Raw genomic sequence first — 13,815 nt, forward strand, 5'->3', positions numbered from 1 at the left:
ACTCAGACGAAGGCCGCTTCCGCCTTGCCCAGTCCCGCGAACCGGGCCGCGAGGGACGCACCTGCCACCGGCACCAGGGCAGGCGACAGGCCGGCGACGACCAGGACCGCGCCAGCCGGAAGCCCACCGCGCGCCCGTGCCGCCACCGCTGCCGTCGCAAAGGCCGCCATGAGGTCGACTGGAAGGCCCTTCCGGCGGAGCGACGCCTCGGCGAGTGACACCGCAATGGGACCCGCAGGACTGGCAGCGGCCTTGCCGACCACAACATAGCCAAGCAGGCCGAGATCGGCCGTCAGCGTCGGGACGTCCTCCGGGAGGTCGGTGAAGCGGGATGCTGCGAGATCCAGTGCCGGATGAACCCGAGCCAGCACAGGTGCGCCCTCGTCATCGGGCAGCAGCGCTTCGGCCAGGACGCCAAGCATCGCGGCGCTGGCCCGCGCATGGCGCAGGGCCGGGAGCGCCACCGTCGTGCCGGCGCGCAACAGGCGGCCTTCCAGCATCGGACCCGCGACCGGATCGCCCGCATCCCGGAACAGCAGGCGGAACCCGCACGGGACGTACCCGGTCTCCTCCAGCACCGCCGCCGCGATCTCGGCGCCCGCCTCGACGTCCGGAGGCGCCAGGCCGTCCGGCAGCGGCGCCAGCGGGCTTCCCGATTCCAGTGCCTCGATAAGCCACTTCGCCGCTGCGATGCGGTTGTCGTTCTCCTGATCCATGCTCGGAAGCATCAGTTCAGGGGAGGCAGGTCGGGAAGCTGCGGTATGTCGAAGCCGCCTTCCGGGATCGACATCAGATCCTGCACCGGCCCGCTCTGGACATGGTCGTAGAGGTAGGATGGCAGCCAGGTTGCAATGCCGGGGAAGATGTACAGCATGGCCATGCCGACCACGACGATGCCGACGAATGGCAGGCATCCGGCGAAGATCTCGGTCAAACGCACCTGTGGCGGCGCCACGCCCTTCAGGTAGTAGGCGGCCATCGCAACGGGCGGGGTCATGAAGGACGTCTGAAGGTTCAAGGCCACCAGCACGCCGAAGAAGATCGGGTCGACGCCGAAGGTGTCCAGCAGCGGCAGGAAGATCGGCACGAAGATCAGCACGATCTCGGACCACTCCAACGGCCAGCCGAGCAGGAAGATGATGAACTGCGTCAGGATCAGGAAGGTGACGGTGTTCAGGCTGAGCTGCTCGACGAACAGGTTCTCGATGATGTGGTGTCCGCCGAGATAGCCGAAGACCGATGTGAAGATGTAGGCGCCAACGAACAGCCAGCAGACCATGGCGGTGGTCCGCGCCGTCAGGAACACGCTTTCCTTCAGGCGCTGGAAGCTCAGGGCGTTGTAGAGCAACGCCAGCAGGATCGAACCCATCGCCCCCATGGCCGCCGCTTCCGAGGGTGTCGCCAGCCCGAACAGGATGGCGCCAAGCACCATCCCGATCAGCGCCGCCAGTGGGAAGAAGGAAGTGACTAGCGCCAGCAGTATGGTTGCCACCGGGACATTGCGCTCCTCAGGCGGCAGGCGAGGCGCCATGGCGGGTCGAACGGTCGCCACCGCCAGCACGTACAGCATGTACAGCAGCGCCAAGCCCAGGCCGGGGAAGAAGGCGGCCGCATACAGCCGGGCGACGGAGGTGCCGGAGGTCGCGCCATACAGGATCAGCATGATCGATGGCGGGATAAGGATGCCGAGGCAGCCACCCGCACAGGTCACGCCGGCCGCCAGCCGCGCATCGTATCCGGCGCGCAGCATGGCCGGGAAGGCCAGCAGCCCCATCAGCGTCACCACCGCGCCGACGATGCCGGTTGCGGTGGCGAACAGCGCACAGGTTGCAAGCGTCGCGATGGCCAGGGAACCCGGCAGGCCACCGGATGCCATCTGCAGCGATCGGAACAGGCGGTCGAGGATGTTCGCCCGCTCGATGACGTAGCCCATGAAGATGAACAGCGGCACGGAGATCAGGACATCATTCGCCATCACAGCATAGGTGCGCTGCACCAGCAGGTCGAAGACGCGCATTTCCATGGCGAGGTAGCCAAAGCCGATCCCCATCGCCATCAGGGTGAAGGCAACCGGAAAGCCCAGCAGGATCACGAAGATGAAGCTGGTCAGCATCACCATGCCGATGACGGGATCGCTCATGCCGGCTGCCCCTTCTGCTCGGCTTCGTATTTCCGCCGAGCTTCCTCGAGCGCCAGGACTTCCATTTCCTCCACATCGTTCAGCTTCTGCGGCCAGTCGCCATCGCGCAGGCAGATCCAGCACCGGGCGATCTCGGCCAGGCCCTGCAGCAGGACGGTCGCCGCGGCGAAGGGAACAATGAACTTGAACGGCCAGACCAGCGGTCCATCCGGGCTGACCGAGGATTGTTCGTTCTGGTTGTAGGACAACAGGAAGAAGTCCCAGCCATAGATGATCATGCCGATCATCGCCGGCAGGAAGAACAGGATGTAGAGGCTGAGGTCGATCAGCGCCTGCCGGCGCGGCGCCATGAGGCGATACGCGAAGTCCGCCCGGACATGCCCGGCGCGGGACAGGGTGTAGGCGCCCGCCATCATGAACAGGGTGCCATACAGCATGTAGGACACGTCGAAGACCCAGCTGGTCGGGGCCCTGAACAGGTAGCGCGCAAAGACCTCGTAGCAGATGGCCAGGGTCAGGGCGAGGATCAGCCAGGCGAACAGCTTGCCCATGAAGGCGCTGAACCGGTCGATCGCCAGCAGGATGGGCTGCATCTCGAGTCTTTCCCGAACCTGGTCCGCTCAACAAAGACCCGCCCGGTTCTGCCGGGCGGGTCCATCAGCCTCGATCCGCGATGTTCAGTTCTGGCGTGCGAAGAAGTGCGTGTAGGACACTGCCGCCGGCGCCTGGTAGCGCAGGTAGAAGTTGCCGACGCGACGGCACCAGGTGCGCTGGCTGTCCGTCACCTTCTTGAAGAACGGGTCCGTCTCCAGGTTGGTGATGACCTGGTCCCAGGCGCGCAGCTGCGCTTCCAGGATCGGACGCGGGGTCGGGCGCACCTGCACGCCCTGCGTCTGCGTCATCTCGATCAGGTCCTTCGAGTACCGGTCCTGCTGCTTCCAGGACATGTCGGAGGACGCCGCTTCCGAAGCATGCCGGATGATGGCGCGGATTTCCTCCGGCAGCCCTTCGAACCTGGTCCGGTTGAACAGGATCTCGAAGGTCTCGGTGTTCTGATGGAAGCTCTGGATCATGTAGTTCTTGGCCACGTCCGGGAAGCCGAGGACGCGGTCGGAGGACGGGTTGTTGAACTCCGCGCCGTCGATCACGCCACGCTCCAGGGCCGGCACGATCTCGCCCCCCGGCAGCGCGGTCACCGCGGCACCCATGGCGTTGAACAGGTCGGTCGCCAGACCCACGGTGCGGTAGCGCAGGCCGCGCAGCTGGGCGACGTCGGTGATCGGGTTCTTGAACCAGCCGAGCGGCTGCGTCGGCATCGGCCCGGACTGGAAGCCCACGACGTTCACCCGCAGGATGTCGCGGACCAACTCGTTGTACAGCGCCTCGCCACCGCCGTAGTGGAACCAGCCAAGATATTCATGGGCATTGCCGAACCAGGCGGGCGGGGTGCCGAACAGGCTGAAGGCCTTGTTCTTGCCGAACCAGTAGGCGGACACGCCATGGCCGCCGTCCAGCGTTCCGGCCGAAACCGCATCCAGCAGCTGGAAGGCGCCGACCACGGCGCCGGCCGGAAGCAGCTCCAGCCTCAGGCGTCCGCCCGCCATCGCATTGACGCGCGTGACGAAATCGTTGGCGAATTCGTGGAAGATGTCGCGCTGCGGCCAGGTCGACTGGAACCGCAGGTTCACGGTCTGCGCCCGGCTTACGCCCGGCGTTGCCAGCACCGCCGTGCCCGTCGCACCGACCGCGGCAGCCTTCAACAGGCCGCGCCGGCCTGCCCCAGGAATCTTGGTTTCGCTCATCGTTCCCTCCAGACGCGCCGAGTGTCCGCTTTGCGGATCATTCGGCGAATTGCTCCACCGCTTCATTAGGCACGCTCGCGGGTATACGCAATGCCCCGGTGGTGAAGCTACTTGCTGACAAAGGCCTTCTCGACCACGAAGGTGCCGGGACGGTTGTTGGCGCCCTCGGTGAAACCCCGCGCCTCCAGCAGTGCCCGCATATCCGCGTTCATCGCCTCGCTGCCGCACAGCATGGCGCGGTCCGATGCCGGGGAGATCGGCGGCAGGCCGAGATCAGTGCAAATCCGCCCCGATTCGAGCAGCGTCGTCACCCGCCCCTGGTTGGGAAAACGCTCGCGGGTCACGCTTGGGTAGTAAAGCAGCTTTTCGCGCACCACGTCACCAAGCAGTTCATGTTCGGGCAGTGCCTTGGCGATCAGGTCCCGATAGGCCAGTTCGGCAACCTGGCGCACGGTGTGCGCCACCACCACTCGCTCGTAGCGGTCATAGGTTTCCGGATCGCGGATCAGGCTGAGGAACGGCGCAAGGCCCGTGCCGGTTGCGAACAGCCATAGCGTACCGCCAGGTGCCAGATTCTCGATCAGCAGCGTCCCTGTCGCCTTGCGGCCAATCAACACGCCGTCTCCAGGCACCACATGCTGCAGGCGGGAGGTCAGCGGCCCGTCCTGCACCTTGATGGACAGGAACTCGAGGTGCTCCTCCCAGGGCGGGCTCACCAGGGAGTAGGCACGGACCAGCGGCTTGTCGTCGACCATCAGCCCGATCATCACGAAGTGGCCCGCCGTGAAGCGGAACTGCGGGCTTCGGGTGCAGGTGAAGGAAAACAGGCGGTCCGTCCAATGATGGACGGACAAGACCCGCTCCAGGAAAAACCCGGGCGGGGCGGCGGCGAGGGCCGGCGGGGCGCTGGGGGAGGACATGCGCCCCCTATGCGTCATCCCCGCCCCTGCCGCAATCCGAATGAGATCCCCACCCTCGCCCGCCGCGGGAAGCTGCGCCATGCTGGTATTGCGCCACCTGAAGGTCTTGCCATCCATGAGCCAGCCCCCGCTCGGCCCGATCGTAGATCCCACGCCGCGTCCGCTGCCGGCCCGCACGCCGCATCGCGGGCAGGCGGTGACGCTTGAGCCGCTCGCGGTGCGTCATGCGGCGGAGCTTTGGGATGCCGCGCAGGCCGATCGGGATGCGGCGGGCTGGGCCTATCTCGGCTACGGCCCCTTCGCCGATGCGGAGGCGATGCGGCGCCATGTCGCCAGCTTCGCGTCGCAGCACGACCCGATGGCCTGGGCGGTCCGCCCACACTCCAGCGGCCTCGTGTCCGGGTGGCTGACACTGATGGAGATCCAGCCAAGCAACGCCGCGATCGAACTCGGCCACATCTGGTTCTCCCCTCGCCTCCAGCGCACGCGCGCCGCGACCGAGGCGATGTTCCTGCTGATGCGCCATGCCATGGACGACCTCGGCTATCGCCGCCTGGTCTGGAAGTGCAATGCCTTGAACCAACCCTCCCGCCGCGCCGCAGCCCGCCTCGGCTTCACCTTCGAGGGCGAGTTGCGGGCGCACATGGTGGTCAAGGGTCGCCGGCGCGACACCGCCTTCTACGCGATCCTGGAGGATGAATGGCCAGCGCGGCGGGAGCGGATTGCCGAGTGGTTGGATGATGCGAACTGGGACCACGGGCAGCGGCCGCGAAAGTCCCTGTCCCGGAGCGATGCGGCGCCTGCTCCCTAGGTCGTTCTGGCACAAAACCTGCTGGTGCCAGACGAGACGGCCTTTCCGGAACGCTGACGGAGTCCTGTACCATGCCACGTGATCTCGACGACCAGGTCGGCGCCTTCATCCCGGGCCCCCGATCGGAACTGGCCGGAGCGACTGGGGGGGGCCTCACCGGCCTTGATTTCGCCGTCAAGGACCTGTTCGACCTGGCCGGCGTCACCACCGGCTACGGCAATCCGGACTGGCTGCGAACCCACCCGCCCGCCGCCGCCACCGCGCCCGTCATCCTCTCGCTTCTCCAGGCCGGCGCGCATCTTCGCGGCAAGACGAAGACCGTCGAGCTTGCCTATGGCCTGACCGGCGAGAACGTCTGGTACGGCACGCCGGTCAATCCCGCCGCGCCGGACCGGTTCCCCGGAGGATCCTCCTGCGGCTCCGCCGCTGCGGTCGCAGCCGGCTTGGTGGATTTTGCCCTCGGCAGCGATACCGGCGGCTCGGTCCGCATCCCCGCCAGCTACTGTGGCATTTTCGGCATCCGCCCCTCCTGGGGCGCCGTGAACCTGGCGGGCGCCTGCCCGCTGGGTCCGAGCTTCGACACCGCGGGATGGTTCGCCTCCCGCGCCTCCGTGCTGCGTCGGGTCGGGGAAGTCCTGCTGCCAGGCGGTGGCGAAGGGCCCCTCGGCCCGCTGGTCAAGGTGCAGGAGGCCTGGGTCAACGCCGTGCCGCAGACGGCCGCGGCGTTGGCCGAGGCGCTCGCCAAGGCGGAACGGGTGCTGGGGCCGGCCCTGTCCATGCAGGTCGCGCCCGAAGGACTTGAACAGGTCTTCCACCACTTCCGCGCAGCGCAGGCAGAGGAAGCCTGGGCCAGCCTTGGCTCCTGGGTGGAGGCAACCAGCCCCGCCTTCGGGCCCGGCGTGGCCGAGCGCTTCGCGGCCGCCAAGGCGACGGACCCTGGCCAGGCCGCCACCGCGCGAGGATTCCGTACCATGTTCCAGCACAGGCTACGGGCCATGCTGGCCGGCGGCGCCGTGCTCATCTTCCCCACCTCTCCGGTTCCGGCACCGCTCCTCGATGCGGGCGCCGAGACTCAGCAGGCGGTGCGGGAGCGAACAATGGGGGTAACTGCGATCGCCGGCCTCGCCGGACTCTGCGAGGTCACTCTGCCGGCGGCCAGGGTGGACGGCGCGCCGGTCGGCCTCTCACTGGTGGCGGCACCTGGCCGCGACCGGGCGCTGCTCGCGCTGGCCGAGAGGGTGGCGGGCGAATTACAACTCGCGATCTGAGGCCACCCGGCTTGCCCGTTTCCTCACAGCAGCCTAACGCTCCGCCTTCGCCGCTGCCGGGATCGGGTGCCAGATGTTGATCCGTGACGCGACCGCCGATGATCTTGCCGCCATCACGGCCATCTACGCCCATCATGTGCGGGTCGGGACCGGCACCTTCGAGGAAACGCCACCAGAACACGCCGAAATGGCCGCACGCATCGCCCGCGTCCAGGATGCGGGCTGGTCCTGGCTGGTGGCGGAGGCCGAGGGAGTCGTCCTCGGCTACGCCTATTTCAACCAGTTCCGCGATCGCTCCGCCTACCGGTACTGCGCGGAAAACGCGATCTATGTCCGCGACGACGTGCGCGGACAGGGCGTGGGGAAGGCGCTGGTCGAGGTGCTCCTGGAGCGCGCAACGGCCTGCGAGTTCCGCCAGATGCTGGCGGTCATCGGGGATTCCGAAAATGTCGGCTCCATCGGCCTGCATGTCTCGCTCGGCTTCCGGCAGGCCGGCGTGCTGAAGGCGGCAGGCCTGAAGTTCGGCCGCTGGGTGGATGTGGTGTTCATGCAGCGTGCGCTCGGCGACGGTGACCGCACGGCGCCGCCCTGACGCTGGCGCCTAGTCCAGGACCAGCCCAAGACCCAGCGAGACGGCCCACAGCACCAGTGCCGCAATCCCAACCGCGTCGGCGTGCCATACCAGGCGGGCGCGCAGCGTTGCAGACATCATTTTCTGGGCCTCGGGGGCCGATAGACTCTGCGCCAGGGCGGCAGCGTGCTCGAGCATCAGCGACCACAGCTCGCTGCGCCGCATGTTGCGCCGCGGCGCCCGCCAGGCCGCGAGCAGCAGGATCAGGCAGACCAGGCCGAGCAGGTTCCCGCCCGTCCGCAACGACAGCACCGGGTCGTAGGACAGCGCAAGCATCAGGGTTGCAACGCCCAACCCTGCAAAGCTGAGTGCGCGGCGGATGGAGTGATCCGCCAGGGTCTGCATCATCTCCATCCAGGGCTCCTGTCGTCGCGTGTCGCGGTGTTCAAGGCGTGCCGTGGTGGCGGGCTTCCCGGGGGACGCCGCCGGCCCGCCATTGTGGCGGAAGATGGCCGGGCTCAGGAAGTTTCCTCGGCCCGCCAAGCCTGGAGCTTGCGGTAAATGGTCGAGGGGTTGATTCCGAGCAACGATGCGGCACGTGGAACGTCCTGGGCCGTCTGATCCAGTGCAGCAAGGATGTGGCGGCGCTCGACCTCGGCCAGTGGCTGAAACGTCTCCGCCGGAGGCGCGATGGCGGCCACCGGCTCGGGTGCAGGGTTCACGGAAGCCGCCGCCGAGCTCATCACATCGGGCTCGGATGGAAGGTCGGGCCGGGCTGGGTCAGGGGAAGCCCGCGGTGGCACCAAATGCGCGGCGGCGGCCACCCGTTCGCCGAGACCGCGCAGCAGCGTGGGCGGCAGCATGGCCTGCTGCACCTGCTCTCCATCATGCAGGACCACCACGTTGCGCAGCACGTTCTGCAACTGCCGGACATTTCCCGGCCAAGCATAGCCTGCCAGTGCCTGCTCGGCGTCCCGGGCGAAGGACCGCAGGCGCTTGCCTTCCTCGCGCGCGAAGGCAGCCAGGAAGTGTCGCGCCAGCAGCAGCACGTCCTCACCCCGTTCGCGCAGTGGCGGCATCTCAAGCGGCACGACATACAGCCTGTAGTAAAGATCCTCCCGGAACCGTCCGGCCTCAACTTCGGCCCAGGGGTCGCGGTTTGTCGCGGACACGATGCGCACATCCACCTTCTCGGGCCGCGAAGCGCCGACCGGCTGCAGCATCCCCGTCTGCACAAAGCGCAGCAGCTTCACCTGCATCTCAAGCGGCAATTCGCCGATCTCGTCCAGGAAAAGGGTCCCGCCATCGGCCAGCCTGGCGGCGCCCATCCGGTTTTCGGTCGCGCCGGTGAAGGCGCCCTTCACATGCCCGAACAGCTCGGATTCCAGGAGGTCGCGCGGGATCGCGCCGCAATTCAGTGCCAGGAACGGCCCTGCGCGGCGCGGGCTGGCCCGGTGCACCGCCTCGGCAGCCAGTTCCTTGCCGGTGCCGCTTTCGCCGGTGATAAACACGTTGGCCTTGCTGGCGGCGACGCTCTCGATGGTCCGGTAGACGGCCTGCATCGCTGGAGAGCCGCCCAGGAAGCCGAAGAAGCGGTCCCGTTTCAACTGCGCCTTCACCTCGCGCAGTTCCGTCGCCAGCGCGCGCTTTTCCAAGGCGTTCTGCAGGGTCACCGTCAGCCGGGTCTTGGCGAAGGGCTTGATGATGAAGTCGACGGCGCCTTCCCGCATCGCCTCCACCGCATGGTTCACGCTGCCATGCGCCGTGACGACGACCACCGCCGCTTCCAGCCCCTCGGCCCGCAGCCGGCGCATCACCTCGAAGCCGGAAAAATCCGGCAGCTCAAGGTCCATGAGGATGACGTCCGGCCGCCAGTCCCGCGCATGTTCCAGGGCTGCCGTTCCTGTCTCGGCAATCCGCAGGTCGTATCCCAGGTCGCGCAACAGGCTGCGCGCCACCTCGGCCTGCGTCGGCGTGTCCTCGACGATCAGGATCCTCGCGACCGCCGTGACCATGGGTGCCTAGCCGTGACCGGGCGGATTCGCTGCCAGGGCTGCAAGCTCGGACAGCGCCGCTGCCGCCTCATGCCGGACCTGCACCGCCAGCGCCCTTGGGTCGGCCGTGCTGCGATGATCCATCGCGATGCGCGCGACCTGTTCCAGCCGCTTGGCGCCAACGGCTGCCGAGGCGCCGGCCAGGCTGTGCGCGGCACGCCGATAGCCATCCTCGTCGCCACCGGCGACTGCTTCCTCCAGGTGCCGGGCCAACCGGCCCAGATCATCCTCGAAAGTCCGGACGATACGAACGAAATCGTCTCGCGGCAGGTCCGAAGCCAGCTGTCCAGCGATTTCGGGATCTATTGCGCTCACGTTTCACCTCTCGCATTGCGCTGCTCGCAGGTCAACGCCGGAGGCATCCTGAGCGATGCGATCGGTCCGCCTCAACCCTCACGCGGGGTTGCCCCGCGGATCCCGAACAGATCCTGGGCTGCGGACCGCGCGAGTTCCCGGCTCGGCTGCTGGGCGAAGGCCGAAAGCCGCAGCCAGGCCGCCTGCGTCCGGCAGCCGGCCAACGCGGCCGCGTCGGCCTCCAGCGCCAGATGGCTGGTCCGGCAGGCCAGCAGGGCTTCCTCGTCGACGCGCGCCACCGATGGCGCGTAGGCTTCCGCCACCCGCCGCCGCGCGACCCGGCGCGCCAGGGCCTCCGGCCCCTCCGGATTCAGTGCGCGCACCAGCCGGTCCGTCAGCGCCTTGGGAAGACAGCCGACCGGTGCGCAGGCCGCCAGGTGCAGCCAAAGATCCCAGTCCTCGGCGCGGTGCAACTGCTGATTGAATCCGCCGACGGCACGCAGCAATGCAGTGCGCGCCATGACGGTGGAAGTCGCCACCACCGGCTCGGCGTAGATGGCCGCCTGCGCGTCGCCGTGCATCACGAAGGCCTCCCGACGGATCGCCTGCCAGGGGGCGAACTGGCTCGTGCGGCCAAAGCCGGTCGCCAGTTCCGTGCCGTCTTCGGCGAAGCGGCGGTAATCGGTGAAGGAGAAGCCGAGTTCGGGATGGAGCCGATGGAGTTCCATCTGCGCTGCCGCCTTTCCCTGCCGCCAGCGATCATCCGCATCCAGGAAGGCGATCAGGGGTGCCTGCGCCGCGGCCAGGCCGGCATTTCGCGCCGCGGCCGGGCCGGTGCCCGAAGTCGAAAGCGGGCGGATCCGCACATCGGTCGCCGCGATCGCTCGCAGGTAGCTCGCCGTGCCGTCTTCAGACCCGTCATCGATCACCAGGATCTCGAGCCGCTGCGACGCCCCGAGGGAGGCAAGGGCACCCGGCAGCCAACGCAGGGCATTCCTGGCAGGAATCACGACACTGAGCCGGGGCGGAGCGAACACGGATAGCCTCACGATCTGCAACGGGCATGCCGGTCAATTCCGGGCTGCCTGCCCCTGCATGCCGCGTACCGGCAATAGGCGTTGCATTCTGCGAGTCCTACGGCTCATCCCGCCCAGGCCCTGCCGGATCAGCGGGCGCCGAAGCGCAGCAGCATCGCACGCAGCGGATCGGAACCGGGGTTGTGCGCCTCCATCGCCACGACGATCTGCCGCGCCGAATACTGGCGGCCGTAGTAGCTGCCGGCGGATTCGGGGCGGTAGCTGAGCACCGAACCCGAGAGCGAAATTCCGGCAAAAAGGCCACGCGACTTGGCAATTGCCACGATGTCAGGCCCGGCAGCCGCCGTGGTGCTGCCCTGGATGCCGCCACCGATGGTCGCCAGCGCGAGGGAGGCGTCGGCGCCGATCTTGAACTGGCTGTCCATCACCGCCTGCAGGCCCCGATCGGTCATGATCATCATGGCCACCATCGCATCCTGCACGCCGATCTGCAGGCCGACGCTACCGGAACCCAGGCCGTAGAAGGCCGGAGAGGACCAGGACCCGGCGCCATCACGCCCCACGAGAACGCAGGAACCGCCCTCCCCACCCAGTATGAAGCCGGCCCTGAAGACGCGCGGGCAGACCATCACGGCACGCGCGCGCCGCAGGAAGCCGAGTGCGTCTTCGGTGCGCTCCCCCGTGGACATCAGTTCCTGCACCGCGAGCGTTGCGCGGTCCACCAGCGCCTGTTCTTCCTGCTGCGCCCGGGCCGCCGGGACGCCGAGCAGGCCAAATACTGGCAGCAGCACGGCGAAAATCATCGCACGGAACATGAAAAGGCCCCCACAACCCTATGACGGGCCACACACTACAGGTCTGCGACTCGGGTGTCCAAGTGGAAGCTGCAATCGCTACGGTATCGTGCGATCAGCCGGCGACCGGAAGGGTGAAGGGCTCCTCGTTGACGGCTGCCACCCGCCAATCCGAACCATGTCGCTCGATACGGGTGAGGGAGAGGTTCCTGATCGAGAAGATCAGCGCCTGATGCGGTGTGAGCCCCATGGCCTGGGCAACGGCGGCGCGGATCGAGCCGCCATGCGCCACGATGACGATGTCGCGCCCCGGCGTTTCATCGACCAGCCTCTCAAGCGTAGCTGTCACGCGCGCAACGACGTCCGCAAACGCTTCACCACCTGGCGGCTTCTCCTCCGCCGCATGAGGCCAGAACGGGTGCGGAGGATGGCGGAGCATGGTGGCGAAGCGCTCATGCGAGAGGCCCTGCCATTCCCCGAGATGCTGTTCCGCCAAGTCCGCCTCGACCTCCAGCGGCGCCGCCGCATGGCCCGCGGCGAAGATGGCCGCGGCCGTCGCGCGGGTCCGCGAAAGCGGTGTCACCACCCACCGGGCGCCTTCGGGCAGACGCGCCGCGAGCCAGCGATAGCTTGCCGCCTCCTGCCGCAGCGCAAGGTCGCAGAGCGCGACATCCATGCTGCCATAGACGACGGCTCGGGCCGAAGGCTCGACCAGCGCGTGGCGGACGAGGAAAAAACGGGTGATCTGCACGCGCCCGGTCTAGCTGGATCGACCGGTCTCCGGAAGGGTGCCGCCGCGCACTCGCGGGCGCCGCGCTGCCTGATGCGCCCAATACGCCTCCGGCAGCCCATCGATGTTGTGGGCGCTCGGCATGACCACCGGCACCTGGAGGCACAGCGACTGTGCCGGCAGCACGTCCCGCCACTGCTCGACCAGCCGCTTGAAGGCGCGCCCGACCGGTCGGATCCGCCGGTCCAGGTCATAAAGCCCGACGGCGTCCACCCGGCCGTTCTCCTCCCGCAGCGCGGTATCCCAGTCGACCTGGTCGGTCAGAGAGTACCAGGTGAACCCCACCACCGGCACGCCGTCGTTGCGGACCCGCAGCACATTCGCCCACTGCTTCCACAGCCAGCGTTCCGCCGCACCGTCGCCATCGTCCCGGATGTTGGTCTCGGTGTGCATCACCGGCAGGGCATAGCGCTGGTGGTACTGGTGGGTCAGGACCGCATAGCCGAAGACCTCGCCGGACGCCCTGGTCGTGCCATCCGCCTCCACCAGGTGCTCATTGGTCCAGTAGTAGTCGTTGCCCATGATGCAGTGACGCTTCAGCGGGCCGTGGGACAGGAAGAAATGGTATTCCTGCCGCGTCATCCCGTTGTCCATCAGGTACTCGTACATGCCGCTGTCCACCCGCCGCCCATAGTTCAGGTCGAGGGACAGGAACCGCTCCTGGTTGCGCAGTTCCGCCGGCCCGATCGCGGCGGGCGTCTCGGCATGGAAGTATTCGGTGCTTTCGCTCTGGATGAAGATCGCGTCCTTGCGCACGGCCAGGATTTCGCGCATCGCCAGGACATTGGCCGCCACGATGTGCTTGAGGGCGGTGACGAAACCATGGTCGGTCCGCAGTTCCTCGTTCCACCAGCCGTAGCGCGCCGAGAACAGCGCGCAGATGTACATCTCGTTGACCGGCGTATAGAGCTGCACCCACGGGTAGCGTCGCGCGAAGGCGCCGGCATAGGCGCCGAACAGCTTCGGAAAATCCGGGTTCTGGAAGTCACCTACCCAGTCCGGCACACCGAAATGGCACAGGTCGACGATCGGCACGATGTCGCGCCTGTACAGGTCACCGAACGTCGCATCGGCGAAGTCCCAGTCATGACGCCCCGCACCGATCAGCGTGGTGTGCAGTGGCGGGCCGTAGCGCAGGAAGGACAGGCCCAGTTCCTGCACCAGGCCGAAATCCTCCTGCCACCGTTCGTAATGGCCGCACCGGGCCATTTCGTCCACACGGACACGGCCGCCCTTGATGCGTGGGATGCTGTTCTCGATCCCCGTGGCGAAGAGGAAGGCGGGAGCCGTGTTCATGCGAGGCAAACGCGGCAGGCGCGATCCGGTTACGCGGG

Annotated in this window: 15 protein-coding genes; 3 read left to right on the forward strand and 12 right to left on the reverse strand. The window is 67.6% G+C overall.

Annotated elements, in window-relative coordinates:
• Nucleotides 1-2 precede the first annotated feature (2 nt).
• The 5 genes from ACFHPP_RS08385 to ACFHPP_RS08405 all read right to left on the reverse strand — a co-directional run bounded on the left by ACFHPP_RS08385 (nt 3) and on the right by ACFHPP_RS08405 (nt 4,862).
• Entirely contained in the window at nt 3-716 is a 714-nt protein-coding gene (locus ACFHPP_RS08385; protein ID WP_437162813.1) for a hypothetical protein, read from the reverse strand.
• An 11-nt stretch (nt 717-727) separates the two neighbouring features.
• Complete coding sequence (locus tag ACFHPP_RS08390) at nt 728-2,140, reverse strand: TRAP transporter large permease (protein WP_437162814.1); 1,413 nt, start codon at nt 2,138-2,140, stop codon at nt 728-730.
• The gene (locus tag ACFHPP_RS08395; RefSeq protein WP_437162815.1) at nt 2,137-2,733 is read right to left on the reverse strand and encodes a TRAP transporter small permease subunit; all 597 of its coding nucleotides are present in this window, start codon (nt 2,731-2,733) and stop codon (nt 2,137-2,139) included. Before ACFHPP_RS08395 ends, ACFHPP_RS08390 begins: the two co-directional genes overlap by 4 nt.
• A gap of 84 nt (nt 2,734-2,817) precedes the next feature.
• Entirely contained in the window at nt 2,818-3,942 is a 1,125-nt protein-coding gene (locus ACFHPP_RS08400) for a TRAP transporter substrate-binding protein (RefSeq protein ID WP_437162816.1), read from the reverse strand.
• 107 nt (nt 3,943-4,049) lie between these two features.
• Nucleotides 4,050-4,862 (reverse strand): ferredoxin--NADP reductase, encoded by an 813-nt coding sequence (locus ACFHPP_RS08405; RefSeq protein ID WP_437162996.1) that lies wholly within the window; start codon nt 4,860-4,862, stop codon nt 4,050-4,052.
• A gap of 115 nt (nt 4,863-4,977) precedes the next feature.
• On the opposite strand from ACFHPP_RS08405, the gene ACFHPP_RS08410 reads away from it, so the two are divergent.
• From ACFHPP_RS08410 to ACFHPP_RS08420, 3 genes are all read left to right on the forward strand, one after another.
• Nucleotides 4,978-5,673: a GNAT family N-acetyltransferase gene (locus ACFHPP_RS08410; RefSeq protein ID WP_437162817.1), complete on the forward strand. Its 696-nt coding sequence runs from the start codon at nt 4,978-4,980 to the stop codon at nt 5,671-5,673.
• Nucleotides 5,674-5,744: 71 nt separating this feature from the next.
• Nucleotides 5,745-6,941, forward strand: a complete 1,197-nt coding sequence (locus ACFHPP_RS08415; protein ID WP_437162818.1) for an amidase — start codon at nt 5,745-5,747, stop codon at nt 6,939-6,941.
• Nucleotides 6,942-7,014: 73 nt separating this feature from the next.
• On the forward strand, nt 7,015-7,533 hold the full coding sequence (locus ACFHPP_RS08420; protein ID WP_437162819.1) for an N-acetyltransferase family protein: 519 nt from the start codon (nt 7,015-7,017) through the stop codon (nt 7,531-7,533).
• A gap of 9 nt (nt 7,534-7,542) precedes the next feature.
• On the opposite strand, the gene ACFHPP_RS08425 is transcribed toward ACFHPP_RS08420, so the two are convergent.
• The 7 genes from ACFHPP_RS08425 to ACFHPP_RS08455 all read right to left on the reverse strand — a co-directional run bounded on the left by ACFHPP_RS08425 (nt 7,543) and on the right by ACFHPP_RS08455 (nt 13,777).
• Nucleotides 7,543-7,920, reverse strand: a complete 378-nt coding sequence (locus ACFHPP_RS08425) for a hypothetical protein (RefSeq protein ID WP_437162820.1) — start codon at nt 7,918-7,920, stop codon at nt 7,543-7,545.
• Between the two features lie 110 nt (nt 7,921-8,030).
• A complete protein-coding gene (locus ACFHPP_RS08430) occupies nt 8,031-9,527 on the reverse strand; it encodes a sigma 54-interacting transcriptional regulator (protein WP_437162821.1) in 1,497 nt (498 codons plus the stop codon).
• Nucleotides 9,528-9,533: 6 nt separating this feature from the next.
• The gene (locus ACFHPP_RS08435; protein ID WP_437162822.1) at nt 9,534-9,881 is read right to left on the reverse strand and encodes an Hpt domain-containing protein; all 348 of its coding nucleotides are present in this window, start codon (nt 9,879-9,881) and stop codon (nt 9,534-9,536) included.
• 71 nt (nt 9,882-9,952) lie between these two features.
• A complete protein-coding gene (locus ACFHPP_RS08440) occupies nt 9,953-10,909 on the reverse strand; it encodes a glycosyltransferase family 2 protein (RefSeq protein WP_437162823.1) in 957 nt (318 codons plus the stop codon).
• Between the two features lie 116 nt (nt 10,910-11,025).
• Entirely contained in the window at nt 11,026-11,712 is a 687-nt protein-coding gene (locus ACFHPP_RS08445) for a lipid-binding SYLF domain-containing protein (RefSeq protein WP_437162824.1), read from the reverse strand.
• 94 nt (nt 11,713-11,806) lie between these two features.
• Nucleotides 11,807-12,442, reverse strand: coding sequence for a histidine phosphatase family protein (locus tag ACFHPP_RS08450; RefSeq protein ID WP_437162825.1), 636 nt, complete (start codon nt 12,440-12,442; stop codon nt 11,807-11,809).
• A gap of 9 nt (nt 12,443-12,451) precedes the next feature.
• Complete coding sequence (locus tag ACFHPP_RS08455; protein WP_437162826.1) at nt 12,452-13,777, reverse strand: family 1 glycosylhydrolase; 1,326 nt, start codon at nt 13,775-13,777, stop codon at nt 12,452-12,454.
• Nucleotides 13,778-13,815 lie beyond the last annotated feature (38 nt).

The sequence above is a fragment of the Falsiroseomonas sp. E2-1-a20 genome, assembly GCF_051433195.1.
Taxonomy (GTDB): Bacteria; Pseudomonadota; Alphaproteobacteria; order Acetobacterales; family Acetobacteraceae; genus Falsiroseomonas.

What these genes read in the sequence shown, in the direction of transcription:
- ACFHPP_RS08385 (WP_437162813.1), bottom strand. Translation starts at nt 716, where the DNA reads ATGGATCAGGAGAACGACAACCGCATCGCAGCGGCGAAGTGGCTTATC.
- ACFHPP_RS08390 (WP_437162814.1), bottom strand. Translation starts at nt 2,140, where the DNA reads ATGAGCGATCCCGTCATCGGCATGGTGATGCTGACCAGCTTCATCTTC.
- ACFHPP_RS08395 (WP_437162815.1), bottom strand. Translation starts at nt 2,733, where the DNA reads ATGCAGCCCATCCTGCTGGCGATCGACCGGTTCAGCGCCTTCATGGGC.
- ACFHPP_RS08400 (WP_437162816.1), bottom strand. Translation starts at nt 3,942, where the DNA reads ATGAGCGAAACCAAGATTCCTGGGGCAGGCCGGCGCGGCCTGTTGAAG.
- ACFHPP_RS08405 (WP_437162996.1), bottom strand. Translation starts at nt 4,862, where the DNA reads ATGTCCTCCCCCAGCGCCCCGCCGGCCCTCGCCGCCGCCCCGCCCGGG.
- ACFHPP_RS08410 (WP_437162817.1), top strand. Translation starts at nt 4,978, where the DNA reads ATGAGCCAGCCCCCGCTCGGCCCGATCGTAGATCCCACGCCGCGTCCG.
- ACFHPP_RS08415 (WP_437162818.1), top strand. Translation starts at nt 5,745, where the DNA reads ATGCCACGTGATCTCGACGACCAGGTCGGCGCCTTCATCCCGGGCCCC.
- ACFHPP_RS08420 (WP_437162819.1), top strand. Translation starts at nt 7,015, where the DNA reads ATGTTGATCCGTGACGCGACCGCCGATGATCTTGCCGCCATCACGGCC.
- ACFHPP_RS08425 (WP_437162820.1), bottom strand. Translation starts at nt 7,920, where the DNA reads ATGATGCAGACCCTGGCGGATCACTCCATCCGCCGCGCACTCAGCTTT.
- ACFHPP_RS08430 (WP_437162821.1), bottom strand. Translation starts at nt 9,527, where the DNA reads ATGGTCACGGCGGTCGCGAGGATCCTGATCGTCGAGGACACGCCGACG.
- ACFHPP_RS08445 (WP_437162824.1), bottom strand. Translation starts at nt 11,712, where the DNA reads ATGTTCCGTGCGATGATTTTCGCCGTGCTGCTGCCAGTATTTGGCCTG.
- ACFHPP_RS08455 (WP_437162826.1), bottom strand. Translation starts at nt 13,777, where the DNA reads ATGAACACGGCTCCCGCCTTCCTCTTCGCCACGGGGATCGAGAACAGC.